Annotated in this window: 17 protein-coding genes; 1 reads left to right on the top strand and 16 read right to left on the bottom strand. The window is 71.3% G+C overall.

The features are described 5' to 3' along the window. Positions 1-59 precede the first annotated feature (59 nt). The 15 genes from AC07DU_RS19260 to AC07DU_RS19190 all read right to left on the bottom strand — a co-directional run bounded on the left by AC07DU_RS19260 (position 60) and on the right by AC07DU_RS19190 (position 24945). Positions 60-1274, bottom strand: coding sequence for a beta-ketoacyl-[acyl-carrier-protein] synthase family protein (locus AC07DU_RS19260; RefSeq protein WP_479112528.1), 1215 nt, complete (start codon positions 1272-1274; stop codon positions 60-62). Positions 1275-1424: 150 nt separating this feature from the next. Further along, positions 1425-3020 carry a multicopper oxidase family protein gene (locus AC07DU_RS19255; RefSeq protein ID WP_479112526.1) on the bottom strand — a complete coding sequence of 532 codons (1596 nt, stop codon included), beginning with the start codon at positions 3018-3020 and terminating at the stop codon, positions 1425-1427. Beyond that, positions 3017-3514: a hypothetical protein gene (locus AC07DU_RS19250; protein ID WP_360897766.1), complete on the bottom strand. Its 498-nt coding sequence runs from the start codon at positions 3512-3514 to the stop codon at positions 3017-3019. The genes AC07DU_RS19255 and AC07DU_RS19250 overlap by 4 nt, the downstream gene beginning before the upstream one ends. A 141-nt stretch (positions 3515-3655) precedes the next feature. Further along, positions 3656-5500, bottom strand: a complete 1845-nt coding sequence (gene asnB / locus AC07DU_RS19245; RefSeq protein WP_479032242.1) for an asparagine synthase (glutamine-hydrolyzing) — start codon at positions 5498-5500, stop codon at positions 3656-3658. 123 nt (positions 5501-5623) lie between these two features. Then, positions 5624-7057: an ABC transporter ATP-binding protein gene (locus AC07DU_RS19240; RefSeq protein ID WP_479032245.1), complete on the bottom strand. Its 1434-nt coding sequence runs from the start codon at positions 7055-7057 to the stop codon at positions 5624-5626. Beyond that, positions 7054-7824, bottom strand: coding sequence for an energy-coupling factor transporter transmembrane component T (locus tag AC07DU_RS19235; protein WP_479112524.1), 771 nt, complete (start codon positions 7822-7824; stop codon positions 7054-7056). The genes AC07DU_RS19240 and AC07DU_RS19235 overlap by 4 nt, the downstream gene beginning before the upstream one ends. Further along, positions 7821-8435, bottom strand: coding sequence for an MptD family putative ECF transporter S component (locus AC07DU_RS19230; RefSeq protein WP_360897774.1), 615 nt, complete (start codon positions 8433-8435; stop codon positions 7821-7823). Before AC07DU_RS19230 ends, AC07DU_RS19235 begins: the two co-directional genes overlap by 4 nt. Before the next feature lie 82 nt (positions 8436-8517). After that, positions 8518-9237 carry a thioesterase II family protein gene (locus AC07DU_RS19225; RefSeq protein ID WP_360897776.1) on the bottom strand — a complete coding sequence of 240 codons (720 nt, stop codon included), beginning with the start codon at positions 9235-9237 and terminating at the stop codon, positions 8518-8520. Between the two features lie 89 nt (positions 9238-9326). Further along, positions 9327-11042 carry an ABC transporter ATP-binding protein gene (locus AC07DU_RS19220; RefSeq protein ID WP_479032254.1) on the bottom strand — a complete coding sequence of 572 codons (1716 nt, stop codon included), beginning with the start codon at positions 11040-11042 and terminating at the stop codon, positions 9327-9329. After that, positions 11039-12877 carry an ABC transporter ATP-binding protein gene (locus AC07DU_RS19215; protein ID WP_479112521.1) on the bottom strand — a complete coding sequence of 613 codons (1839 nt, stop codon included), beginning with the start codon at positions 12875-12877 and terminating at the stop codon, positions 11039-11041. Before AC07DU_RS19215 ends, AC07DU_RS19220 begins: the two co-directional genes overlap by 4 nt. A gap of 95 nt (positions 12878-12972) precedes the next feature. Beyond that, a complete protein-coding gene (locus tag AC07DU_RS19210) occupies positions 12973-14025 on the bottom strand; it encodes a Gfo/Idh/MocA family oxidoreductase (protein WP_479112519.1) in 1053 nt (350 codons plus the stop codon). Continuing rightward, complete coding sequence (locus AC07DU_RS19205; RefSeq protein ID WP_479112517.1) at positions 14022-18023, bottom strand: non-ribosomal peptide synthetase; 4002 nt, start codon at positions 18021-18023, stop codon at positions 14022-14024. The genes AC07DU_RS19210 and AC07DU_RS19205 overlap by 4 nt, the downstream gene beginning before the upstream one ends. After that, a complete protein-coding gene (locus tag AC07DU_RS19200) occupies positions 18020-22663 on the bottom strand; it encodes a non-ribosomal peptide synthetase (protein ID WP_479112515.1) in 4644 nt (1547 codons plus the stop codon). The genes AC07DU_RS19205 and AC07DU_RS19200 overlap by 4 nt, the downstream gene beginning before the upstream one ends. A 95-nt stretch (positions 22664-22758) precedes the next feature. Continuing rightward, positions 22759-24603 carry a non-ribosomal peptide synthetase gene (locus AC07DU_RS19195; protein WP_479032269.1) on the bottom strand — a complete coding sequence of 615 codons (1845 nt, stop codon included), beginning with the start codon at positions 24601-24603 and terminating at the stop codon, positions 22759-22761. Positions 24604-24807: 204 nt separating this feature from the next. Next, on the bottom strand, positions 24808-24945 hold the full coding sequence (locus AC07DU_RS19190; RefSeq protein ID WP_360892263.1) for a hypothetical protein: 138 nt from the start codon (positions 24943-24945) through the stop codon (positions 24808-24810). Between the two features lie 63 nt (positions 24946-25008). Between AC07DU_RS19190 and AC07DU_RS19185 the strand changes: the two genes are divergently transcribed. Then, positions 25009-25728: a tryptophan 2,3-dioxygenase family protein gene (locus tag AC07DU_RS19185; RefSeq protein ID WP_479112513.1), complete on the top strand. Its 720-nt coding sequence runs from the start codon at positions 25009-25011 to the stop codon at positions 25726-25728. A gap of 148 nt (positions 25729-25876) precedes the next feature. Here the strand turns inward: AC07DU_RS19185 and AC07DU_RS19180 are convergent, their stop codons facing one another. Continuing rightward, positions 25877-26377 carry a winged helix-turn-helix domain-containing protein gene (locus AC07DU_RS19180; protein WP_360892269.1) on the bottom strand — a complete coding sequence of 167 codons (501 nt, stop codon included), beginning with the start codon at positions 26375-26377 and terminating at the stop codon, positions 25877-25879. Positions 26378-26459: the final 82 nt, after the last annotated feature.

Raw genomic sequence — 26459 nt, 5'->3', positions numbered from 1 at the left:
GCCCGTACGCCGGCGGCTCGCGGCCGTCGGCGTACGGGAGGCGGGGCGGGGCGGGGCGGTTACTTCGTGAAGACGAGGCTGACGTTGTGCCCGCCGAACCCGAAGGAGTTGGCCAGGGCGGCCGACCACTGGCCGGTGCGGCTCGCGCCCCGCACCACGTCCAGATCCACCCTCGGGTCCTGCTGCTCCAGGTTGAGCGTGGCCGGGACGACGCCCTCCGTCAGGGCGAGCAGGGAGACCATCGCGCCCACCGCGCCGGAGGCTCCGAACATGTGCCCGGTCATCGACTTGGTCGCCGTCACCGCCGCGTGCCCGCCGATCGCCCGGCGGATCGCGTCGGCCTCGGCCACGTCACCGGACTCGGTGGACGTGGCGTGCGCGTGGACGACGCCGATGTCCTGCGGGCTCACGCCGCCGTCGCGCAGGGCCATCTCCATGGCGCAGGCCTGTCCTTCGGCGTCGGAGGCGGTGATGTGGTGGGCACTGGAGCTGACCGCGCTGCCGGCCAGCGAACCGTACGTCCGCGCGCCGCGCGCGCAGGCCCACTCGGCCCGTTCGAGCACCATGACGCCCGCGCCCTCGCCCATGACGAAGCCGGACCGTGCCACATCGAACGGGCGGGAGACCGCCTCCGGGTTCTCCGATGCGGTGGACAGCGCCTTCATCTGGGCGAAGGCGGCGATGGTGAAGGGGTGCAGGGCTGCCTCGACGCCGCCGGCTATCACCACGTCGGCCCTCCCGGCGCGGATCAGGTCCTGGCCCATGGCGAGGGCTTCGGCGCCCGACGCGCAGGCGCTCACCGGCGTGCGCGCGCCGCCCTTGGCCCCGAGGTCCATGCTGACGCACGCGGCCGGACCGTTGGGCATGAGCATCGGGACCGCGAACGGGGACAGCCGGCGGGCTCCCGACCGTTCGAACACGGCGTTCTGGCCGAGGGTGGTCAGGATGCCGCCCGTGCCCGTGCCGATGACCACGGCCAGCCGCTCGGGCTCGACGTCGGGCGCGCCGGCGTCCTGCCACGCCTGCCGAGCGGTGAGCACGGCGAGCTGCTGGCCGCGGTCCAGCTTCCTCGCCTCCGTGCGGGGAAGCAGCGCGGCGGGGTCTTCCGCGAGGACGGCCGCGACGTGCACGGGCAGGTCCGCGGCCCACTCCTCGTCCAGGAGACGCACGCCGGACTTTCCGGCCAGCAGAGCCGACCAGGAGGAGGGCGCATCGGCGCCCACCGGTGTCATCGCGCCCATGCCCGTGACCACGACCTGACCGTTTCCAGACATGCGCTGACTCCTTAACCCTAGTGGGGACTTCACAACATGCTTGCTGATCCACTGAAGAGCATGTCAGCTGAAGTCCCCTGCGTAGGGGGCTGAGTCGACCGATTCGAGCGCATGTCCCTTAGAGGGTTCCCACAAGGTCCGGCTCGCGCGTCAGACGACCTCGAAGTTGGCCATCATCGCCATGTCCTCGTGTTCGAGGTTGTGGCAGTGGAGCATGTAGCGGCCCTTGAAGCCGTCGAAGCGGACCAGGACCTCGACCACCTCGTACGGACGCACGTCCACGGTGTCCTTCCACCCCGCGTCGGTGGCGGCCGGGGGTTTGCCGCCGCGGGAGATCACCTGGAAGTGGGCCAGGTGGACGTGGACGGGATGGTGGAAGTCACTGCTGAAGCGCCAGCGTTCAACCGTGCCCAGGCGCGGGGTCGCAAGGGCTTCGGAGGTGTTGAAGGGGCGGCCGTTGATCGTCCACATGGCTCCGTCGCCGCTGTTCGTGCGCCGGAAGTCGAACTGCCGGACGGCGACCGACGCACCGCGGTCCAGGGGCTCCGCCGCCTTGGACAGCTGGTCCGGGACCCGGCTGGGGTCCTTCTCCTGGCGGGTGACGCGAAACCGCATCACCTGGCGCATGCGGCCGTCGCCCAGGGTGTTGACCAGCGTGACCTCGGTGCCCACCGGGCAGTCGGCGAAGTCCACCACGACGTCGAACCGTTCGGCGGGGGCGATCGGCAGGGCGTCGAGGCGCTGCGGCGCCGACAGCAGGCCGGCGTCGCTGCCGATCTGCACGAACGGCAGCCGGCCCCCTTCGGCCTTGTCCAGCCGCAGCCGGTAGCGACGGGCGTTGGAGGCGTTGAGCAGCCGGAGCCGGTAGCGGGTGTTCGAGACGTCGAGGACGGGCCACGGGGCTCCGTTGACCAGCTGGACGTCGCCCAGCACGCCGTCCATGTACGCCTCCTCCACGCCGGGTTCACCGATGCACGAGGGGGTCACGCCCGGGTAGCGGAAGGAGCCGTCCTCTTCGAAGGCGCGGTCGCAGAGCATGAGGGGGACGTCGTGGTCGCCGCCCGGCAGCGGGAGCGCCTCCTCCTCCTCGTCGCGGACGAGGAACATGCCGGCCAGTCCCCGCCAGACCTGCGGGGCGCTGAAGTCCATGCGGTGATCGTGGTACCAGAGCGTCGCGGCGCGCTGCTCCAGGGGGTATTCGTAGGACTTGAGGCCCTCCATGACCTTCCAGTCGGAGGGCTCCACGTGCATGCCGTGCTCGCCCTGGTGCGACTTGTAGCTGCCGTTGCGCATGGCGGCGCCGCACTGGGTGGGCAGCAGGAGGTCGGTGGGGTAGCCGTCGGAGTGCGCGGGGGTCACTCCGCCGTGCAGGTGCAGGGAGGTGGGCACCGTGAGCTTGTTCTCGACCTCGACGACCATCTTGCGGCCGGAGCGCCCGACGAAGGTGGGGCCGGGGAAGATCCCGTCGTAGCCCCAGACCGTGGTCTTGGTCCCGGGCACGATCTCGACGGCGGCTTCCCGCTGCGTCAGCTGGTAGAAGTCGGTCCCGTCGGCGCTGCGGACCGCGCGCGCCTGGGGCGGGACCGGCAGCGGCGCGGCGAAGGGCTCGGGCAGCGGCAGGGCGCTGGTCAGGAGCGCACCGGTGCTCTCCCCCGCCAGGTGGGCGTAGGTCGCCGAGCCGATCGGAATCGCGAGGCCCACGCCGGCTCCCGCCGCGAGCCCGAGGAAGCGTCGACGCGAGGTCACTGCTTTCCTCCGTCCGCCTGCGCCGGCAGGACCGGAAGGGCCGCCAGGGCCGGCCGGTAGGCGAAGGCCCAGTAGGTCAGGGCGGCGGCGCTGCCGAAGATCGCCATCCCGAGGGGGATGTGGCCGCCGAGCATCCGGGACTCGCCCAGGCCCTGTTGGACGATGAGCAGGACGATCAGGCCCAGGGTGAGGACGAAGGGCCAGACGGGTGCGCGCAGCTTGCGCCACAACACGCCCGCGGCGACGGCCTGGACGGCGACCAGCGCGCTGAGGAGGTCGGCGTTGTGCTTGTGCCAGGTGAGGAGGTCGACGTCCCCGGTCACGAACAGGCCGGCCAGGGCCGCCTGGAAGAGCGTGTCGAGGAGGAACAGGACCGCGCCGGTCCTGAGCAGTACGAGCGCCCAGCGGCGGGGCCGGGGGGCCGGCCCGGCCGGCTCCCTGGTGTCCTCCACGGCCGGAACTGACGTCACGGTGACGTCCGCTTCGCGGTCCATCTGCAATCTCCCAATCATCGTGTGAACGGTGCCGGTCCCGGAGCGGGGAGAGCGGGAGAAACCAGCGGGGGCGGGGGGAACACGGCCTCGGGGCCCGCCGGGGGTGCGGGCCCCGGGACCGGGGACGTCACAGGTGCGTGATCAGTCCAGCTGGAGCTCGGGCGAATGCAGCTCCATCCAGGTGTGCAGGTCGAGGACGCGCTCCAGACCGGCCCGTACGCCCGTCGTCATGGCCGCCGGGTCCTGCGCTCCGACCTGCTGCGCCCAGGCCCGGTCGACCAGTGCGAACACCGGCGCGTCCTGGGCGGCGAGGAGCTCCTTGACCTGCTGCTGGAGGTTCGCCGCGTACTGGGGGTCCTGCGGCGAGGGGTACGGGCTCTTGACCCGCTCCACGACCGACTGCGGCAGCACGTGGGCCGTGGCGTGGCGCAGCAGGCTCTTCTCCCGGCCGTCGAAGGACTTCAGGGCCCACGGCGTGTTGTAGACGTACTCGACGAGCCGGTGGTCGCAGAAGGGCACGCGCACCTCCAGTCCGACCGCCATCGACAGCCGGTCCTTGCGGTCCAGCATGTTGCGCACGAAGCGCGTCAGGTGCAGGTGGGAGATGGTGCGCATGCGCCGGTCCACCTCGGACTCCCCGTCGAGGTGGTCGACGTCGCCGAGCGCCGTCGCGTACTGGTCGGCGGTGTAGGTCTTCACGTCGAGCCGCTCGCGGAGCCCGGGCTCGATGTGGTCGGTCCGCGCCTCCAGGCTCAGCGGGGGGATGACCGCCATCCACGGGAAGGTCTGGACGCGGGTCAGCGGCTCGTGGTGGAACCAGGGGTACCCGCCGAACACCTCGTCGGCCGACTCCCCCGACAGCGCGACCGTGGAGCGTTCGCGGATCGCCTTGAACAGCAGGTACAGCGAGCTGTCGAGGTCACCGAACCCGTTGGGGATGTCCCGGGCGGCGACGGTCGCGCGCCGCACCGCGGGATCCGAGAGGTCGGCCGGGTTGAGCATCACGTCGTGGTGCGCGGACCGCACGTGCGCCGCCACGTCGCGCACGAACGGCGAGTCGGGGGTGTCGCGCATCTCGTCGGGGACGAAGTTCTCCTCCTGGCCGGCGAAGTCCACCGAGAAGGTGCGGACCTGCTCGCCCCGGCGGGACAGGTGCTCCGCCGCCAGACCGGTGATCGCGCTGGAGTCCAGGCCGCCGGAGAGCAGGACGCACTGCGGCACGTCCGAGATCAGCTGCCGGCCGACGGTCCCGGTGAGCATCTCCCGCACCCGGGCCACGGTCTCGTCCCGGCTGTCGGTGTGCTCGGTGGCTTCCAGGCGCCAGTACGTCCGCTGCCGCAGGCCGCTGCGGTCCACGCTGATCAGTGTGCCGGGCAGCACCTCGTGCATGCCCTTCCACAGCGCCCAGCCCGGGGTCTTGGTCTGGGCGAACAGCTCGCGCAGCCCATCGGTGTCGACCGCCTTGCGCGCGATCGGGTTCGCGAGGATCGCCTTCGGCTCGGAGCCGAACAGCACGCCGTCGGGCGTCGGGTAGTAGAAGAGCGGCTTGATGCCCATCCGGTCGCGCACCAGGAGCAGCTTCTGGTCGCGCTCGTCCCAGATCGCGAACGCGTACATGCCTTCGAGGTGGTCGACGAGGCTCTCGCCCCACTCCAGGTAGCTGCGGAGCACGACCTCCGTGTCGCTGTCCGTCCGGAAGGTGTGCCCCTTCGACACGAGGCGTTCGCGCAGCTCCTGGAAGTTGTAGGCCTCGCCGGAGTACACCATGGCGATCTCGCCGGCGGGCGTGCTCACGCTCATCGGCTGCACCCCGCCGGGCAGGTCGATGATGGCGAGACGCCGGTGTCCCAGCCCGACGTGGGTGCGCGTGTACGTGCCGCAGCCGTCCGGCCCGCGGCACGCCATCGTCTCGGTCATCTCGTCGAGTACGTCAGCCCGGCGCGTCAGATCGGCGTCGAATGAAACCCAGCCTGCAATCCCGCACATCTAAAGAATCCCCCGGCTAATTCGCAATGAAAAGCGCCAATATAGTCAATTGAGATTTTCAACCTAAATCAATATCGGCAGGGTACCGATCGAAGGCTTCACGTCACAATGTTCATTTCACCTCTACCCATGTGAATTTTTCACGGGTCGCAGGCGTAGCTCCAGGTCAGCGGCCAGGTCGAGCAGGTCGGCGTCGTGGCTGATGAGCACGACCACCGCGCCCGCCTCGGCGACGTCGCGCATGGTGCGGGTCATCGATTGCAGGTGGCGGCGGTCGACCCCGGAGCTGGGCTCGTCGAAGATGACGACGCGGCGGCCGCTCAGCCGGGCCGTGGCGACGACCAGGCGCTGTTGCTGGCCGCCGGACAGGGACAGGGGGTGCCGGTCGCCGAAGGCGTCCAGGTCGAGGTCGGCGAGCACCCGGGCGGCCTGGTCCGCGTGTTCCGGGGTCGCGCCGAGGCGCAGTTCGGCGTCGACGCTGTCGGTGAAGAGCTGGCGCTGGACGTCCTGCATGACGATCGCGGACTCGCGCTGGCGCCGCGAGCGGGACAGCGGAGTCCCGTCGAGGAGCACCTGGCCGCCGTGGCGCTGGAGGCCCGCGAGGATGCGGGCGAGGGTGGTCTTGCCCGCCCCGTTGGGGCCGGTGACGGCGGTGATGGCGCCGGCCGGCAGATGTGCCTCCGCGATGTCGATGACGGGGCGTCCGCGAAATGCGCAGCGAATTCCCTGGAGGAGGACACCGGCCCGGTCTGCGTCCGGCGGCCGGGTTCCTTTCGGCCCGATGCTGGGTCCGTGGCCGAAAGCCGGTGCCACACCGGTCCTTTCCGGCGCGTCGAGGCTGCGCAATCCCTCCGCGCGCAGCATCGCGTCGGTGAGTCCCGCGAATTCGGCTCTGGCCCATTCCCTTCCGACGCGCCCGTCGTGGAGCACCACGATGCGGTCGGCGAGTTCGCGCAGGTAGTGCAGACGGTGTTCGGCGATGACGAGGGTCGCACCCCGCTCCCGGAGGTGGCGCAGCGTCGCGGTGAGGTCCGCGATGCCTTCCGCGGACAGGTTGGAGGTGGGCTCGTCCAGCAACAGCACCGGCGGCCCGTGCGTGATGGCGGCCGCGCACGCCACCCGCTGCTGCTGGCCGCCCGACAGCCTCTGCAGCCGGCCCGTGAGACCGGCCAGTCCCAGGTCGGCGGTGACCTCGCCGACCCGGTCGCGGATGCGCTGCGGCTCGGTACCGGCGTTCTCCAGGGCGAAGGCCAGTTCCGTGTCGACGGCGTCCGTGAAGAACTGGCGGCGCGGATGCTGGAGCACCGTCCCCGTCACCCGCCCGATCTGTGCGAGATCCGTGATCGCCTCCCCGTCGACGCGGACCTCCCCGTCGAGGGTGCCTTCGTGGAAGTGCGGGATGAGGCCGTTCATGACCCGCAGCGCCGAGCTCTTCCCCGAGCCGCTCGGCCCGCACACCACCACGGTCTCGCCGCGCCGCACGTGCAGGTCCAGCCCGTCGAGCACGGGCGTTTCGGTGCCCTGGTACACCCACCGGACGTCCTTCAACCGGATCATCGCCCGGACCTCCACAGCAGCGTCGCCGCCGCCAGCATCGCGACCACGACCACGGCCACCGCGTCGGCGGGGCCGAAGCGCGGCGGGTGCATCGACGTCGGCTTCGGTTGTGACCCCAGCCCGCGCAGCAGCGCCGACGCCGAGAGGTCCTCGGCCGCACGCAGGCTCGACGCCATGAGGGGGACGGTGAAGTACTCGATGGCCCGCAGGGGATGGCGCAGCATCGCCGTCCAGCCGCCGAGCCCGCGCAACCGCATGGCGTCGCGCACCGCCTGTGCCTCGGTGATGATGGTGGGCGCGAACCGCAGCATCACCGCGCCGGACACGGTGAACGCGGACGGTACCCGCGCCGAGCGCAGCGCGGCGGCGAACCGGGTCGGGGAGATGGTCTGGATGAGGTGTGCGGCGATGCTTCCCACGGCCACCAGCCGCAGCGTGAACTCGCCCATCACCCCGATGAGGCCGAGCACCGGCCACGGGGCGGCCAGCGGCAGTACGAACGCCACCGCGGCGGCCGCCAGCGCGGCCAGCGGCAGTGCGACCGCGCGCCGCCAGGCCCGCTCGGAGAGCGCCAGCAGCACACCCGCGGTCAGCGCCGCCGGTACGAACCACAGTCCGCCGGGAGCCATGATGGTGATGCTCGCGCCCAGCAGGACCGCCACCGCGGTGCGCGGGTCGAGTACCGATCGTGTGACGGTGCCCTCCGGCGCGGCGGGGCCGAGCTCCTGCGGTACGGCCGACCCGAGCTGCTGACTCGCGCCGGTCACACCAGTCCGGCCTTCCGGAAGTGCTTGTCCAGCAACCGCAGTCCCAGCGCACCGCCGATCAGGCCGAACACCAGGGTGGACACGTCGAACGCGATCAGCACGGCCGGGGACAGCAGCTTGTCGAGCTTGTCGACGTACTCGGCGCCCATCCCCTCCATGTACGGGCTGGACAGGAACTCCTCGCGGGCGTAGAGCATCGGCATGAACAGCCCCGCGAACCAGGTGCTGAAGACCGCGTAGGCGAACACGCTCAGCTGCCGTGAGCGGTAGCGGCCCATCCACAGCAGCACCTCGGCGATCAGCGCCGCCGTCACCCCGATGAGGAAACCGATGGGCGGGCTGCCGATGAGCAGCATGAAACCGCTCACGATCACGGCGAACACCGTGACCATGCCGGCATGCCGCACTCGGGTGAGGAACAGCATGAACGGCACGCCCGCCGCGACGATGCTGAGCCCGCTCGTCACGAGCGTCATCACCGGGGAGATGAATTCGAGGAGGTTGAACACCCCGACCGTCACGATGTAGAGCGCACCGAAGATCCCGATGTTGATGAGATCTCTCGGACTCATCCGGATGTCGATCCGGTGGTCGACGGCTTCGACGGTCACGGCGCCACTGTCCTTCTCTCGGCTGCAAGGAATCGGTTCGCGCCGCCCTCCGGTGGCGCCTGTTGTCCGGTCGTCAGGGGGGTCACGGGGCGGACGGCCACGGGATCGCCGACGCGTCGGACGCCGTGCGTGCCTGGGCCGTCAGGAGTTCCACGACCGCGTCGCGGTGCTCCTCCAGGTAGAAGTGCCCGCCCTCGAAGGTGCGTATCTCGCACGGCCCCCCGGTGACCTCACGCCACCCGTCGGCCTCCCACGCCTGGATCTCGGGGTCCCGGTCGCCGTACAGCACGGTGACCGGGAGCTTGAGCCGGTCGCCGGACAGCGGCCGGTAGGTCTCGCTCAGCCGGTAGTCGCCCCGGATGATGGGCAGGAACGCCTGGACGAGCGAGGCGTTGTCGAGGATGTCGCGGTGCGTGGCCTCGGTGCGCCGCAACTCCTCGATGAGCTCCTCGTCGCTCGCGAGGTGCACCTGGCCCGGCCGGGTCAGCATCGGGGCGGGATGCCCCGACACGACCAGGCCCATGGGCGGCTCACCCGCCGCCGCGAGCTGGCGGGTGAACTCGTAGGCGACGATCGCCCCCATGCTGTGCCCGAACACGATGGTCGGCAGCGGCGGTCCGTCGGCCGGCATCTCGGCCGCCAGTGCGGCGGCGACGCCCTGGATGTCCGCCGGCACCGGTTCGGAGTACCGATCCTCCCGGCCCGGGTACTGGACCGCGAGGAACTCGATGTCCCAGGGTGCCGCCGCGGCCCACGACCGGTAGTAGCTCGCGCTGCCGCCGCCGTGCGGGAAGAGCAGCACGCGGGCTCGGGCGTACGGTCGCGGCGCGTGGCCGCGGAACGCACCGCCACGCTGGTCCCGCGACAAAGGATCGACAAACATTTCGGCTCTTATTCCCTCGTTGCCGGTGCCATGGAGATGTTCCAGAACTCGGCGTACCGCCCGCCGTGCTGGAGGAGTTCGTCGTGGGTGCCCTCTTCGACGATGTGGCCGTTGTCGAGGAAGACGACGCGGTCGGCGCGCTGGACGGTGCGCATGCGGTGGGCGACCATGACGACGGTGCGGCCGGCCATGAGGCGTTCGATGCCTTCGTGGACGGCGGCCTCGTTGACGGGGTCGAGTGCGGAGGTGACCTCGTCGAGGAGGACGATGGGGGCGTCCTTGAGGAGGGCGCGGGCGATGGAGACGCGCTGGCGTTCGCCGCCGGAGAGCAGTGCCCCGCCTTCGCCGACGTTGGCGTTCCATCCGTCGGGGAGCCGTTCGATGACCTCGTCGAGGCGGGCCGCGGTGGCTGCGGCGCGGACCTCGGTGTCGGTGGCGTCGGGGCGCCCGAGGCGGATGTTCTCCTCGATGGTGCCGTCGAAGAGGTAGACGTCCTGGAAGACGATGGCGATCTGGGCCATCAGGGTTTCGGTGTCGATGGCGCGGACGTCGACGCCGCCCACGCGGACCGCTCCGGCGTCCACGTCGTAGAAGCGGCCCAGGAGTTGGAGCAGCGTGCTCTTGCCTGCGCCGGAGGGTCCGACGACGGCCAGGCGCTGTCCCTGGGGGACGGTGAGGGAGGCGTTGTCGAAGACGGTGCGGTCGCCGTGGCGGAAGGTGACCGTTTCGAGTTCGAGGCTGCTGTCGGCGGGCTGGAGGGGGTTGGCCGGCTCGGGCAGGGGCGCGGTCTCCAGGACGATGCGGAGCTTGTCCAGGACGGAGCGGGCGCTGCGGAGCTTGCCGCCCATGTCGGCCAGCGACAGCAGGGGGTCGGCGCAGCGGGCGGCGAGGACCAGGATCGTGAGGATCTCCGCGACGCCGATGTCGCCGTCGAGGGCGAGGTAGGCACCCAGGGCGAGGAGGCCGGTGAACATGGCCTGGACGGTGAGGGTCAGGCCCACGGCTCCGGGCAGGGCGGAGAAGGTCAGGCGGCGCGAGGCCCGTTCGACGCCCTTGAGGGAGTCGTCCAGGAGGTTGAAGCGCTCGGTGGTGCGGCCGCCGGCCCGCAGGACGGGCTGGACCTGGAGGTACTCGATGACGCGTCCGGTCGCCTCCTCGTCGCGCTCGGAGCGTTCGGCGTCGGCGGCGATGGTGGTGCGTCCGGTGAAGGCCTGGATGGCGGCCACGACGGGTACGGCGATCAGGGCGGCCAGGCCCATCTGCCAGTTGAAGACGAGGATGACCGCGACGATGGTCAGCGGGGTGACGGTGGCGGAGATGAACGGGCCCAGGATGTGGGCGATCACGCTCATCGCCTGCAGGACGCCACGGCTGGCCAGGACGGACAGCTCGCCCAGGCGGCTGGCGCTGTACCAGCCGATGGGGAGCTTGGCGAGGTGGTCGCCCAGACGGTGGTACATGCCCCGCAGGAGCTCGGTGCCGACGTGGAAGCCGGACATGTCACTGATGTAGCGCAGGACGCCGTAGAGGACGAACGCGGCGCCGAAGGCCCCGATCCACGGCCAGGCGTCATCGGGGGTGTCACCGAACAGTTCCCGCAGGACGGGGACCAGCAGCGCGTAGGACAGGCCCTCCGCGATCGCGGTCATCGTCATCAGCGTCAGCGTACGGCGCAACGGCCTGGCGTACTTGGCTCCCAGAACGTGGAGCAGCATGCGGATCATCGGGTTTCGTCTCCTTGCCGTACGCCACCGGGTACTTCGATCTCGTCGGCGACCGCCGCGCGCTGCGAGCGCCAGAAGGCGGCGAACTTGCCGTCCTGCGCCAGGAGTTGTGCCGGGCGTCCCTGTTCGGCGATCTGGCCGTCTTCCAGCATCACCACGTTGTCGGCGTCGGCGACCGTCTCGAGCCGGTGGGCGATGACCAGGACGGTGCGGTTGCCTTCGAGCGTGGCCAGTGCACGGCGTACGGCCTGCTCGGTCTGGGGGTCGGCGAACGCGGTGGCCTCGTCGAGGACCAGGATGGGGGTGTCGGCCAGCAGGGCGCGGGCGATCGCGATGCGCTGCGCCTCACCACCCGACAGGCCCGCGTCCTCGCCGATCACCGACTCGTAACCGCGGGGCAGTTCGAGGATCCGGTCGTGGATGTTGGCGAGCTTCGCTGCGCGCACCACGTCGTCGAGGCTGGCCCGGGGCACCGCCAGGGCGATGTTGTCGGCGACCGAGGCGCGCAGGAGGCGGACGTCCTGGAAGACGAAGGAGACCATGCGGTAGAGCTGGCTGCTGCCGATCTCCCTCAGGTCGGCCCCGCCGAGCAGGATCTGGCCGTCGGTGGGATCGAAGAAGCGCGGCAGCAGCTGCACCAGGGTCGACTTGCCGCTGCCCGACGGGCCGACGATCGCGGTGACGGTGCCCGGCTCCAGCACCAGGTCGATGCCGCGCAGGACCTCGCGGTCCTCCTCGTAGCCGAAGCGGACGTCCCGCAGCTCCACGCGGTGCCCCTGCGGTGCGACCGGGGTCGCCGGCTCCGGCAGGGACTGCACGTCGAGGACTTCGCGGATGCGGCCGACCGCGCGCTGGGCGGCCTGGATGTCGTCGAAGCCGTGCCCGAGGGCCGCGACCGGGGCGGTCAGACCGAGGCCCAGCAGCAGGAACGGCAGCAGGTCGGCCGGCGTCAGGTCGCCGTCCGTGACCCGCCAGGCCCCGCCGATCAGTACGACCAGCAGCACGAACGGCGGCGAGAGGGCCAGCTGCATGCGGGCCGCGATCGGGGAGATGCCGTGCACCCACGTCTGGAAGGTGACGACGAAGTCGTCCGTCGACTTGAGGAACTTGCGGTGCGCCCGCCCGGACTGGCCGAACGCCTTGACCACCGCGATGCCCTGCACGAACTCGATCACGGAGGAGGAGATCCGGCCCATGGCCGTGTCGAACTCCTCCTGCTCCCGCGTCCGGGTCGGCGTCATCATGAAGGGGACCTGGCCCATCGCCACGACGACCGGGATCAGCGCGATCAGCGTCAACCGCCAGTCGACGGTGAAGAGATACACCAGCGAGGCCAGCGGGACCACGAACGCGGAGACGATCTCACCGGGGGTGTGGGCGATGAACGGGTGGACGGCACTGACGTCCTCCCCCACCACCTTCGCCAGCTCACCCGTCCGGCGCTTGGAGAACCATCCGATCGGGACCCGTCCCAGCCGGGCCGCCAGCTGCCGGCGGAACGCCAACTGGACCTTGCCGTCCATGACGTGACCGATCCCCGACGACGCCGCCGTGAACACCAGCCGCACGAACATGCCGACCGCACCCACGGTCACGACGGCCCAGACGTGATCACGATCAACCGGACCCGGCTTCAGCAGGGTCCGACCCAGCTCCACGACCGCCAGCAACGGCGCCAGACCTGCCAAGGCGCCGATGACCTGGAGGATCACAACTGCCGCGAAGCTCCAGACAAAGGGACGGAGTAACCGCCCCATGCCCTGTTCCGCGGCGGAACCGGCGTCCGCCAAGGGCGTGGACCGCTCCCTCGCCTCAGCGGGATCGATCGCGCTCATAGCTCTCCCATCGATTTCCAAACGTGTTCCGATATCACCGTACCGCGCACCGGGCCGCTGTGCCACCACCGGGACGGCGGTTGTCGGCCATCGCCCTACACACGTCCGGATTCCGGTTGGCCGACGAGATCGGCGACGGTCAACGGGTCCCCGGAATCCGGTTCGGCGACCTCGGGATAGCCCAGGGCCTCGGTCAACTCCTTCCAGGCGCGGGCGACGGTCAGATGGCGCTGGCTGCCCTGCAGCGGGTCCACGCCCGAGTCGACCCGCTCGCGCAGTTCGTCCAGGGCGGCCAGCACCCCCTCCCCCCACACCTCGTCCATGGCGCCCGCCCAGGTCGGCGTGTCCGACGTACCCACGTAGTCCGCGGTGACACCTCGGCCGTCGATCCGAAGGACCGGGCTCCAGATCACCGGGCCGTGGGTGTTGGCCAGCATCAGGTTCCCCGCATCGGTACCGAGGGTGATCCGGTGCAGGAACAGGCTCGAACTGTCGTCCCCCGCCTGCATCCGGTTCTCCACCCGCAGCGTCAGCGGCACCCCCGCGATCTGCCCTTCCACACTGACCAGCGGGCGACCGGCGGGGCCGGCGACCGGGGAGACCGACCAGGGCCGCAGCCCGTCGAAGATCCCGGCCAGGATGTCGAGCAGATCGAACGACACCTGTACCGCGCACATGGCGTCGATGAACACCGGCTTGCGCTGCTGGATCAGCCGGCGGGCGGCCGAGGTGAACCGCCGGACCGGTTCGAGGTGCGGATAGAAGGTGTTCACCTGGTACTGGGTCCCGGTCCGGCGCGCCACCCGCAGGCAGTCCGCCAGCTCGGTCGGGTGCACGGGGTGCTCCTGGAGCACGTGGATCCCGCGTTCGAGCAGGGCCTGGGCCAGGTCCACGCCCCGCCCGCCGCCGACCGCGGTCGACACCACGACGCAGGCCGCGTCGATGTCGTCGGGCAGCTGCTCGACCTTGTCGTACAGCGGAACGCCGTACTGCTCGGCGAGGGCGACGGACCGGGCGCTGCCCCGTGCCACGATGCCGGCGAGCTGGAAGCGGTCGGGCGCGGCCTGGGCCAGGGCGGAGAGGTAAACCTGGCCGAAACGCGTCCCGCAGACGACGACGCGCATCGGGCCCGTTGTCGCGCGCGTCATCGGCGGCCCGCCCGCTGCGCCACGATCGCCTCCGCCGTCCGCGTCACGTGCGGCGGCTCAAGGCAGCTGAGGTGGTCTCCGGGCACGTCGACCACCGTCAGGTCGCCCAGGCACGCCTCGCCCCAGAAGCCGGCGGCGTCCTCGGCGCCGGGCGCGGCCGGCGAGGGCTCGGCCGGGCGCAGGAGGGTGATGTCGCCCGCGTACGGCTGCGGATCGTAGCCCGCGGCCGCCGGCGTGGTCCGCTCGAAGCCGGACACGAGGGTCAGCTGCCGCACGCTCACGCCGGCCTCACTCAGGGCGCGGGCCAGTTCCAGGGCGATCGGGCCGCCGAGGCGGTGGCCGATGACGTCGACGTCGTCGTGTCCGGCTGCCTGCACCTCGCGGGCGTAGCCGGCGGCCAGTTCCTCGACCAGGTCCGGTGCGGCGAGGTCGAGGGCGCTTGCGCCCTCGGGTACGACGAGCCCCAACAGCGGGGCTTCCGAGCCGAGTTCGGCGATCAGCGCCTGGCAGGACGCCAGGGTTCCCGTCTCGTCGTGTACGAGCAGGCGCACCGGGCCCTGCCCCGATCCGGCCAGCGGGACCAGCGGCGAGCGCCGGGCCGTCGCCGCGGTGGCCGCCGGGGCCCGCTCCGGCGCGGGGGCGGACTGCAGCCGCTGGGCCAGTCCGGCCACCGTGGGCTGGTCCAGCAGGGCGCGCAGCAGCACGTCGAAGGTGATCTCGGCGGCCTCGGGGAGGCGCTCGCGCAGCTGTCCCACGAACTGGGCCGCCAGCAGCGAGTTGCCGCCCGCGTCGAAGAATCCCAGCTCGCGGCTGGGCAGTTCGCCGCCGAGCACCTCGGCCCACAGCTGTGCGATGCGCAGTTCGAGGCCCGGCCGCGGCGGCTCGGACGGCGCGCCCCGCGGTGCGGCGGGCGCCGGCGCGGAGTCCAGCAGCCGCTTGCGGTCGACCTTGCCGTTGGGTGTCAACGGCAGCGTCTCGACGATCCGCACCCGCGCCGGGACCATGTGCGAGGGCAGCCGTTCGGCCACCCACCGCACGAGCTCGGCCCCCTCGACGGCGGCCGGCTGCTGCGCCGGTATCACGAAGGCGATCAGCGCCCGCTCGAAGGCGTCACTGCCCGCGGCCAGCACCACGCAGGTACCCACCATCGGGTGCTCGCCCAGCACTGCCTCGATCTCGCCGAGCTCGATCCGGTGTCCGCGGATCTTGATCTGCTGGTCCGCGCGGCCGGAGAACTCGATCTCGCCGTTCGGCAGGTAGCGGCCGAGGTCGCCGGTGCGGTAGAGCGGCTCCGCCGTCTCCGGGTGGCGGATGAAGCGCTCCGCCGTCCGCTCCGGGTCGCCCAGGTAGCCCGTGGCCAGGCCGGTGCCCGCGATGTATAGCTCACCGACGACCAGTTCGGGCCGGTCGCGCAGGGCGGCGTCGAGCACGTGGAAGCGCTGGTTCGCGAGCGGAGCGCCGTACGGGATGCTGCGCCAGTGCGGTTCCACCGTCTCGATGCGGTGGTAGATCGACCAGATCGCCGCCTCCGTCGCCCCGCCCAGGCTGATCAGCTCGGTCTGGGGCACGTGGCGTTCGGCGTGGGCCGGCAGCGACAGCGGGATCCAGTCGCCCGACAGCAGCGCCAGCCTCAGGCAGGCGAGGTCGGCGGGTTCGACGTCCAGGTAGTGCATCAGCATCTGGAGCTGCGCGGGGACCGAGTTCCACAGCGTCACGCCGTGCTCGGCCACCATGGCGGCCCAGTGCGAGGGGTCGCCGCGGCGGGCGGGGTCCGGCAGCACCAGGGTGGCGCCCACGGCCGTCGGGCCGAACAGGTCGTAGACCGACAGGTCGAAGCTGAGCGCGGCCAGGCCCAGGATCCGGTCGCCGTCGCCGACGCCGAAGCGGGTGTTGATGTCGTGCACCGTATTGGCGGCGGCCTGGTGGGTGATCATCACCCCCTTGGGGACGCCGGTCGAACCCGAGGTGTGCATGACGTAGGCGAGGTCCCCGGGCGCCACCGCGGGCCCCTCGGGGATCTCGGCCACGGGGACCGGCTCCACGCCGGCCACCTCGACCGCCCGGACACCGGGCGGCGGCGTGGCGGCGGCCGCGTCGGCGACGACGGCGAACCGGGCGCCGCTGTCGGTGAGGATCCGGTCGCGGCGGATGCGGGGCTGGCCGAGGTCGACCGGTACGTACACGCCGCCCGCGAGGAGCACACCGAGCACGCCGACGGCCTGGTCGCGGCTCTTGTCGATCAGGACGCCGACGAAGTCGCCGGGACGGCACCCGGCGGCCCGCAGCTCCTCGGCCACCCGGGCGGCGCGGCCCAGCCACTGCCCGTAGGTCAGCGATCCGGACGGGTCGACCACCGCGACCCGGTCGGGGAAGGCGCGCGCGTAGGCCACGAGCGGGTCGTGGAGCAGGCCGTCGGGGACCGGGGCCTGGGTCGCGTTCACCGCGGCGCGCAGGCTCTGCTGCCGGTGCGGCAGCGGCTGGGGATCCACGGCGGCCCACGGCGCGTCGTCCTGGGCCAGCCGGTGCAGGAGCCCCTCGAAGGCGGCGAACATCTCGTCGACCAGGCCGTCGGGGAAGACCCCTTCGCGCACGTCCCAGTTGATGTCCAGGCCGCCGTACTGGTCGCCCACCTGGCAGTCGATCCACACCTGCGGCGTCTGGCTGATGCCGTACACGGGCCGCGCCTTGCGGCCCGCCGCCGACACCGCGCCGCCGCCGACCCCGATGCTGCCGGTGAAGACCACTGGCAGCGCCGCCGCCTCCCGCCCACGGCGCCGGGTGAGCTCGCGCAGCACCTCCACGCCGCTGTACAGCCGGTGATCGAGGTCGTCGAAGATCCGCTCGCCCAGGACGCGGGCCCGCTCGGCGAAGGTCGTCCGGCCCTCGGATTCGACGGTGAGCAGGCTCAGCGAGGTGAAGTCGCCGAGCAGCCGGTCCACGTGCGGGTGCAGCGGGATCCGGTTGAGCACGGGCAGCCCGATGCAGAACCGCTCGGCGCTGCTCCAGCGGCCGATCGTCTCCGCGTACGCCCCCAGCACCGCGTTGGCCGGCGTGATGCCGTGCTCGGCGGCGCGCGCCTTCAGCGACTGCCACACGCGGTCTTCCAGCGTCGTCGTCAGACGGCGGAAGAGCGGTGGCGTCGTCGCGGGGTCGTGGTCGTCGCGCAGCGGCAGCGCCGGCGCGCCGGGCAGCTCGTCGATGCGGTTCCACCAGTACGCGCGGTCGCGTTCGTACTGCGGCGTGTCGCGCAGCCGTCGTTCGGCGAGCACGTAGTCCCGGAAGGTGGCGTCCACCGGGGGCAGTTGGCAGTCCGGCTGCTGGTAGCGGCGGTCCAGCTCGGTCAGCACCTGTTGCAGGCTGAGCCAGTCCAGGGCCATGAAGTCCACCGACACGTGCAGCACGCTGCGGTCGGTGGCCAGGGTCAGGCGCAGCTCGTGCATGGGGCGCTCGCCCGCGGGGTGCACCTTGTGGGACAGCTCGTCGCGTACCTGGCCGATGGCCTTCTCGACCGTGTCGGCGGGCGCTCCGCGCAGATCGGCGGTCTCGATGCGGGTGTCGTCCAGCACGGGCAGGACGCGCTGGGTGCCGTCCTCGCAGATGACCGTCCGCAAGGTGTCGTGGCGCTGGACCAGGCCGTCCCAGGCCCGTTGCAGCCGGTCGGGGTCCAGGTCCGCCGGGTACTCGAACTCCAGGTAGATGTGGCAGGAGACGCCGCCGTAGTCGAAGGCCGAGTTTCGGCCGAACAGGTACGCCGACTGGATGTCGGTGAGCGGGAAGGGCTGCTCACGCTCCTGCGGGTGGGCCTGCCACACCGGTTCGCCGGGGCTCGCGGTGGTGTCGGCCATGACGGCCAGCAGCTCCGCCTTGCAGCGGCGCAGGTCGGCCAGACGCTGGTCGGTCATCACGCCGCGCGGAGCGCGGAACCGCAGCTGCTGGCCCTCACGCCACAGTCGGATGCCGGCGCTTCGAAACTCTTCGAGCAGGTCGTTGGCGTTCACACCGCACCCTCTTCGCATTCGTCGCCGTTGTCCCAGCCGCCGTCCGGGCCCGCACCGGCGGCGCCCACGAGCTCGTCGATCAGCACGCTCAGCCCCGCGACGGTCGGGGTCCGCATGACCTCGCGCATGGGCAGGTCGATGGCCCAGGCCCCCCGGACCTCGGCGACGAAGCGCGTCGCGAGCAGGCTGTCGCCGCCGAGCCGGAAGAAGTTCTCGTCGCGGCCCACCGAGTCCAGGCCGAGCAGCTTCGTCCACCGTTCGGCGACGAAGACCTCCGTGGCGCCCCGCGGCGGCTCGCCGACGTCTCGGGGCCGGTCGACGGACTGTTCGAGGACGGTCTGGATCTGGCGCCGGTCGACCTTGCCGTTGCTGCTCAGCGGCAGTGCGGGCAGCACGGCGAAGTGGGCGGGAACCATGTGTTCCGGCAGTTTCTGCGCCGCCCACTGGCGCAACCGCTCGCCGTCGACGCCTTGGGCCGTCGCCGGCCGGTCCGCGGTCAGCAGGACTTCGCCGGTGGTCTCGCCGCGCAGCACCCGTACCTCGCCCAGTCCGGCGTCGGCGCAGGCCCGCGCCCACCGCTCGCGGTCGTACAGCCAGGCGGAGGCCGGCCGGTCCTCTTCGAACCGGCCCGCGCGCGCCTCCAGCGGCAGGGCGGTGACCAGCGCGAGGGGCGTCGGGTGTTCGCGTTCGAGCAGGTAGAGGCGTCCGCCCGGCACGAGCAGCAGCGCCATGGCGGCCAGGGCCGCCTCGGGGTCCGGCATCCGGTGCAGGACGTTGTTCGCCACGACGGCGTCGAAGGCGTGGACGTGCTGTGCGGCGATCGCGGCGGCGCCCTGCAGTGCGGTGTGCGTCTCGTGCCCCTGCTCTCCGAGCAGCGTCTGGGCCTTGGCCAGCGCCGGCACCGAGGAGCCGAGCAGGGTGTACGCGACCGTGTCCGGGGCGAGTGCGGCGAGCAGCCTCGCCGTTCCTCGGCCGCTGACCACGTCCCACTCCGCGACGGCGGGTGGCGTGCCGTCGTCGGCGGTACGCGCCGCCCGCAGCTCGTGCGCGACGGCTGCGAGGCATTCGGCGGCGCCCGGCATCAGGTCGGCCAGGGCCTCGGGGGCCAGTACCGGATCGTCCAGCAGTGCGGTGGCGTCGGCCTCGCCGGAGACGATGGCCGTGAAGAGCGGTCCGGCCCATTCCAGCGCGGTGGCGACGGGTTCGAGGCACGTGCCGTGGGTGGCGGTGCGCGCCTGCTTGATCCAGGCCGGATCCGTGACCTCGCCCCAGCGGGGGCCGTGCGCGTACGCCGCGTCGGCGCCGCGCGTCAGTACGGAGCGCTGGGCGAGGTACTCCAGCCAGACGTCCACCACCGGACGCTGCTCGGCGCAGACGGACGCGGGGCGCGCCGCCCCGGCGCCGGACGCGATCAGCGGCGCGACGACGCCGGCCAGCAGCGCCTCCACCAGCTGGTGTTCGTGCAGGTGCGGATCGGTCCGGGTCGCGCCGTCGGACGCGGGGGGCAGGAACGCGTGCTGGTGTCCGGCCCCGTCGGTGCGCCCGGCGGGCTCCCGTACCGGGTCGGGCGCCGAGGAGCGCTCGATCACGGCGGCGACCAGTTCCCGGCGCCCTTCGGTGAACGGGACGACCACGGCCTGCGCCACCTCGGGATGCGCTTGCAGGCAGGCTTCGATCTCGCCCAGCTCGACCCGGAAGCCGTTGATCTTCACCTGGTGGTCGAGGCGGCCGAGGAATTCCAGATTGCCGTCGGGCCGGTAGCGGCCGAGGTCGCCGGTGCGGTACCAGCGCTCGCCGCCCAGGTGGGGGAAGCGGGTCGCGGTCAGCTCCGGGTCGCCCCGGTAGCCGAGGGCCACGCCGCTGCCGCCGATCCAGAGCTCGCCGGGCACCCAGTCGGGGCAGTCCCGGCCGCGGCCGTCCACCACGCGGAACTTCTGGTTCCGCAGGGGCTTGCCGTACGGGACCGAGCGCCAGCCGTCCGGCACCGCGTCGACCTCGTACGCGTTCGACCAGATGGCGGCCTCGGTGGCGCCGCCGAGTGCGATCAGACGACATCGGCCGCCGGACGCGCGGGCGAGCCGCTCGGGGAGGTCGAGCCCGATCCAGTCGCCGGACAGCAGGGCCAGACGCATCGTGGCGGGGAGCGGGGCCCCGTCGGCCGCGGTCAGCACCATGTCGAGCAGGGCCGGGACGGTGTTCCAGACGCTCACCCCGTGACGCCGGCACAGGGCCAGCCACTCGGAGGCGTCGCGCCGGCCGGACTCCGGCACCAGGACGGCGCCGCCGCCCACCGCGAGGAATCCGAAGACGTCCCACACCGAGAGGTCGAAGTCCAGCGCCGAGACCGCCAGCACCCGGTCCTCGGACCCGATGGCGAACCGCTCGTTGACGTCCTCGACGGTGTTGACCGCGGCGCGATGGCTGACCTCGACCCCCTTGGGGAGGCCCGTCGACCCGGACGTGAAGATCACGTAGGCGGTGTCGTCGGGGTCGGCGGCGACCGGTGCGCCCAGCGGCGCCGCGAGCATCGCCTCGTCGATCGTCAGGACCTCGATGCCGGCCGGGGCCGGCTGCGGGGTCCCGCGGCCGTCCAGGACCACCTGGGCGCCGCTCAGTTCGAGGATGCGGGCGCGTCGCTCGTCCGGCTGGTCCACGCCGATCGGCACGTACGCGGCGCCGGCGGCCAGGACCCCGAGCACGGCCGCGATCTGCTCGGCGCCCTTCGGGGCGGTCACGGCCACATACGAGCCGCGGCCGACCCCGCGCCGCGCCAGTGCGCCGGCGACGGCCAGCGCGCGCCGCGCCAGCTCGTCGTGGGCCATCGCCTCCTGCTCGCCCCACAGCAGGGCGGGCTGCCCGGCGCGCTCGGCGGCGCGCTCGAAGAACGCCGTGTGCAGGAGGTTCTCGGTCATCGTGCGCGTGGCGGAGTTGACCGCGTCGCGCTGGCGCCGCTGGGCGGCGGGCAGCGGCATCTGCGGCAGCGGGGTGTCCCACTCGCCGGCCAGCAGGCCGCGGACCAGGGCCTCGTAGGCCGCCATCATGTCGTCCAGCACCCCGGCCGGGAAGAGCTCCTCGACGGCGTCCCACACCAGCAGCACACCGGCGTCGCGGGTGCGGTAGACCTGGTGGTCGAGCCAGATCTGCGGGGTCTGGGAGATCATCCACGTGGCCTCGCCGAAGCGGTCCGCGAACGCGTCCGGCACCAGGGGCGCCGACAGGTCGCACGCGAAGACGACGGGCGCCGTGCGGGGCGCGTCCAGATCGGCGCGGTTGAAGTCGCGCAGCACGTCGACGCCGGAGTAGGCGGAGTTGCCGATGCCCTCGTGCATCTGCTTCTGCATCGCGCGGGCCAAGGCGGCGAAGCTGCCGCCGCCGGCCAGGTCGACCTCGACCAGGACCAGGCCCGTGAAGTCGGCGACGATGCGGTTGATCTGGGGGTGCGCGTCGAGGTCGCGGTCGAACAGCGGCAGGTTGAGCAGGAAGTGCTCGTCGCCGCTCCACCGGGCCAGCACCATGGAGAAGGCCGTGGCCAGCACCACCGAGGGCGTCAGGCCCGCCTCGCCCGCCCGGCGCTCCATGGTGCGCCACTCGTCGGCCGTGAGCCCGCAGGAGCGGCGGACGAACTTCGGTACCACGACCGCTTCGGGGTCGACGGCCAGCGGCAGCTTCGGCCCTCCCGGCAGCGACGGCAGCCTCTCCTGCCAGTACGCGCGCGCCCGTTCGCGCTCCGGGCCGCGCACCGCGTCCTGGTCCTCGATGTAGCGGCCGAAGGTGTAGGTGAGGGTGTCGAGGGCGCCGGGGTCGTCGTACAGGGCGGCCAGATCGGTGAGCAGCACGCGGATGCTGGCGAGGTCCGAAGCCAGGAGGTCGACGTTGAAGTGGAGCCGGTCCACCGCGTCGGGGAGCCGGCTCACCTGGACGTCGATGACCTCTCCCCGGTCGACGTTCAGGCGCCGGTGCGAGAGCCGCTCGCGCAGGGCCAGTGCCGCTGCCGCCGCGTCGTCACCCGCGAGCCCGCGGTGGTCGTGGACGGTCACGCCGGGCCACGACGACTGCGGCATGACCTGCTGGGTGGCGTCGTCGGCGAACGACACCCGCAGCATCGGATGCCGTGCGATCAGGGCCCGCACGGCCGTCTCCAGACGCTGCGGGTCCACCTGCCGCGCGTCGAATTCCAGGTAGGCGTGGCAGCTGACGCCGCCGAGCGGCTCGTCGTCCGCCCGGCCGATCAGATAGGCCTGCTGAACGGGGGTGAGCGGGAAGGGCCGGTCCGCCCGGTCGTCCTGGTCCGCCTGCGCCGCCTGCTCCGGCGCGGGGGTCCGCGGCTGCGGCAGCGCGACGGCCTCGGCGCCGGCGCCCGCGTCGTCGCCTGGGGTGAGCAGGCCGAACCATGCCTCCAGCCGCGGGTCGTCGGACAACTGCGCGAACGTGACCTCGGAACCGGCGCGGCTGAGTCGATTCGCCAGTCGCATCATCTCCAGCGACTGCAAGCCGAGTTCGAAGAGGTTGCTGTCGTCGTCCGCCGTGGTCAACTCGATGCCGAGCAGGTCGGACACCACACGGCGCAGCGCGTCCGCGTCCATCCCGGCGTGCGTGGCGACGGGACTTCCCGCGCCGCGGTCAACATTCTCCGATGACATTTCCAAGCTCCCTTGCACGCTATCGACTCCGTAGCGTCGTCTTCCAAGCCATGGGTCGGGCAGTGACGCGACAGGTCATGAGGCCGACGACGACGTCAGTCCTGCTCGGCCTGCTCCGCGACCTGCTCCATGACCTGCGCCAGATCGGCCAGGCTCTGTGCCTCGAACATCGATCGCATCGGCACGGCCAGCCCCAGTTCCTTGCGGATCCGGCTGACCAACTGCGCGGCGAGCACCGAGTGGCCGCCCAGATCGAAGAAGTTGTCCTGCGGAGCCGCTGCGCCGATCTTCAGCGTCTCCTTCACCATGCGGCACAGGATCTGCTCGTAGGAGGTCGCGTCGCCCGCGCCACCGGCGTCGTCCGCGGCCGCCGCGTCGGCCGCCGCCGCGTCGGGGGCCTCGGCGGTGGCGCGCCGGGCCCGCTCGGCGAGCGCCTTGCGGTCGACCTTGCCGTTCAGCAGCGTCGGGAAGCGCTCCAGCAGGACGATGCTCGACGGAACCATGTGCTCGGGCAGGGCGCGGCGGGCGTACTCGCGCAGTTCCGCCTCGGAGACGGCGTGCCGCGCCGAGGTCTTGACGTAGGCGACGATGTGCTCGGTGGAGACGTCCTCACCGCCCACGGCCGCGACGACGATCTCCACGGCGGGGTGGGTCTCCAGCCGCGTCTCGATCTCCCCGAGCTCGATGCGGAAGCCCCGGACCTTCACCTGGTTGTCGATCCGGCCGGTGAAGTAGAGCGCGCCGTCGGGCTCGTGCCGGCCCCGGTCGCCCGAGCGGTACATCCTGCTCCCGGGCGGTCCGTACGGATCGGCGACGAACCGGCTCGCGGTGAGGCCCGGACGGTTGAGGTATCCGCGGGCCACTCCGGTTCCGGCCAGGAACAGCTCGCCCTCCCGGCCGTCGCGGAGGTCACGCAGGTTCTCGTCGAGGACGTACACCGCGCCGCCGTCCCACGGCGTCCCGATGGTCACCTCTTCCTGGACGCCCTCGATCGGTCCGCCGATCGACGCGCCGACGGTCACCTCGGTGGGGCCGTAGGCGTTGAACAGGCTCCGGCCCTTGGACCACTCCTCGGCCAGGGAACCGGTGCAGACGTCGCCGGTGGAGGTGATCGTGCCGCCGAGCAGCAGGCCCTCGCTCTCGGTGATGCCGAGGGCCACGGGGGGCAGGACCGCGTGGTTCACGTCGTACTTCAGGAGGGTCTCGCGCAGCGACTCGCCCGGCAGCAGGGCGTGCTGCTCGGCCATCACGAGCGTCGCACCGTGCAGGAGCGCCAGGGTGAAGTCCCAGAACCAGGCGTCGAAGCTGAAGGAGGCCCATTGCAGGACGCGGTCGCCGGGACCGACCCCGTACAGCTTCGCCTGGGTCGAGACCAGATCCGCCACGCCGGCGTGGCTGACCGCGACCCCCTTGGGGACTCCGGTCGAACCGGAGGTGTAGATCACGTACATCAGATGGGCCGGGGTGAGCGGCGCCAGACGCTCGTCGGCGGCGATGTCGTCGCCGCGCTCCTGCGCGTACGAGGCGACGAAGGAGGAGTCGTCGAGCACGAACTCGGGGACGTCCAGGCCGGGTGAGGCGACGTCTGCCGTGCGCAGCAGCAGCAACGGCCGGGCGTCCACGATCATGTGCGCGAGGCGCTCGGCCGGATAGCTCGGGTCCAGCGGCAGGTACGCGCCGCCCGCCTTCAGCACGGCGAGCACCGCGACGATCAGCTGTGACGACCGGGGCACCGCGACCGCGACCAGCGAGTCCGGCCCGACGCCGGCGGCGATCAGCCGTCGGGCGAGGCGGTTCGCGCTCGCGTTCAACTCGGAATAGTCAACGACGGTCTCCTGGAAGACGACCGCGGGGGCATCTCCCGACGTGGCAACCACGGACTCGAATACGTCCGAAACAGTGTTCAACTCCGCTCCGCCTCCGACACAGAGTTCCAGCATGAATAGGGCGCGATATTGTTCGCGAGTACGGCAACCCGCCGCGTTCTTCCCGAGTCTCATATATCGGCGTCACCGGTCGTGCGCCTGGCCGGCCCACCGGGAGAGCAGACGCAACGGGCAACAGTCGTCGACGATGACACGCGGCTCCGGCGGCCCACCGGGCCGTGAAAGAACTCTTTCTCCGAAAGCTCATGGGCCCGCCGATCACTCCATGATGTGCCAGGGCCTGGCAACGCTGCTCCACTGACCGACCGGTTCGGCGCAGCCGTCGTACGGATGCCCCCGGTCACGGGCCGTCGGGGGCGACTCCGCGAGTCCGGCCGTCGCCTTCTTGCGCAGCACCTTCCGCGCCGACCGTAGGGGCGCGCCATACGCTCGAGTTCGTCACGGAGAGAGGGAATCAAAGTGACCGACGAACTGAAGTATCAGAACTACCTCGAACTTGATACTTTGCTGTCCCTCCAGAATCCTCGCTCTGCCGGATCCGCGGCCATGAAGTCCACTGTGCTGTCAGAGCAGTTCTTCATCATTGCGCACCAGGCGAGCGAACTGTGGCTCACGCAGATCATCGCCGATTTGGAAGCGGCCATCGATACCTTCACGACCACGGACGACACGTCCAACGCGGAATGGATCGTCGATCTCCTGCAGCGCGCCGGGGAACTCATGCGCCTGCTGAGCACTCAGCTGACCGCCCTCGACCGGCTGCCCCTGCGCGACTTCGCCATGTTCCGGCAGTACCTCGGAACGGCGAGCGGTGCGCAGTCGAAGCAGTTCCACCGGCTGGCGCACCTCATCGGCAACGCCGAGCAGGACGGTCCCCTGTACGAGTCGTTCGTCGCATGGGTGGCCAGGTCGGGGCACATCATTTCCGACCTGGCCCGGCGGGGCATCGAGGCTGACGTCTATTACCGGATCATCGAAGCCCTGCTCGACGTCGGCAACGGCTACTGGCGCTGGCAGGTCAGTCACATCAGCCTGATCACGCGGGTGATGGGCAACCATGCCGGAACGGGCGGCACGACGGGAGCCAACTACCTGATCAGCCACTGCACCCTGCCGTTCGCGGAGCTGCGTGATCTGCGCAGTCAGGCGCACATCGGTCTCAGCGTCGCGACGTCGTGACCGTCGCCGGCCGATCGCCCCTGTGCTGAGTCGTTGATTCGCCGGCGGTCCGGCACGGGTCGGTGGCGCGATCGTCTGCCCGACCGCCCGACCGCCCGGCCCGACTGCCGACGAATCAACCCGGGTCGACCCGGGCTCTCGATGGGCTCTAGATGGGCTCCAGGACGAAACCGCGTCCCCAGACGTTGCGTACCGCGAGGCCGACGAGCTGCAGACGCCGGCGCAGCCGCATCACATGAAGGTCCAGGGCATTACTGGACGAGCTGGAACCGGAATGTTCGAGGATCTCGCGTAATTCAGTCCGGTAGATTATCTCGCCGTATTGCGCCACCAGCGGAGCGAGCATTTCGCATTGTGTCAACGACAGCGTGACGGACGAGTCCTTGAAGTAGAGGATCCCTGCCGGGTCCAGCACAGGCTTCGACTTGAGAACGGCCCGATCGGCCAGCTGGCGCAGTCGGGCCTGGAGGTCTTCCTGGACAATGGGCGGGCGCACCCAGTCCTCGTGGAGGCTCAGATGCTCCGGCGGTGAAGCGCCGTGCTCGACCACCAGAAGACAAAGATGCCCCCGCACCTTACATTGCTCGCGGATATTGCTTTCCGCAGGCCAGCGAACAAATTTGACCCGGTCCTTCACATCTACCTTCACAGGTATCCCCCGCTTCGTTGACATCGAGAATGACGACTCTCAATCGCAGCGCTTTCCAGCCGGTCGGCCATCGAAGTGCCAT

The organism is Streptomyces sp. NPDC045695 (assembly GCF_056432025.1).
The sequence above is the reverse complement of the archived record's forward strand: the minus strand, read 5'-3'. Positions and strand labels throughout refer to the sequence as shown.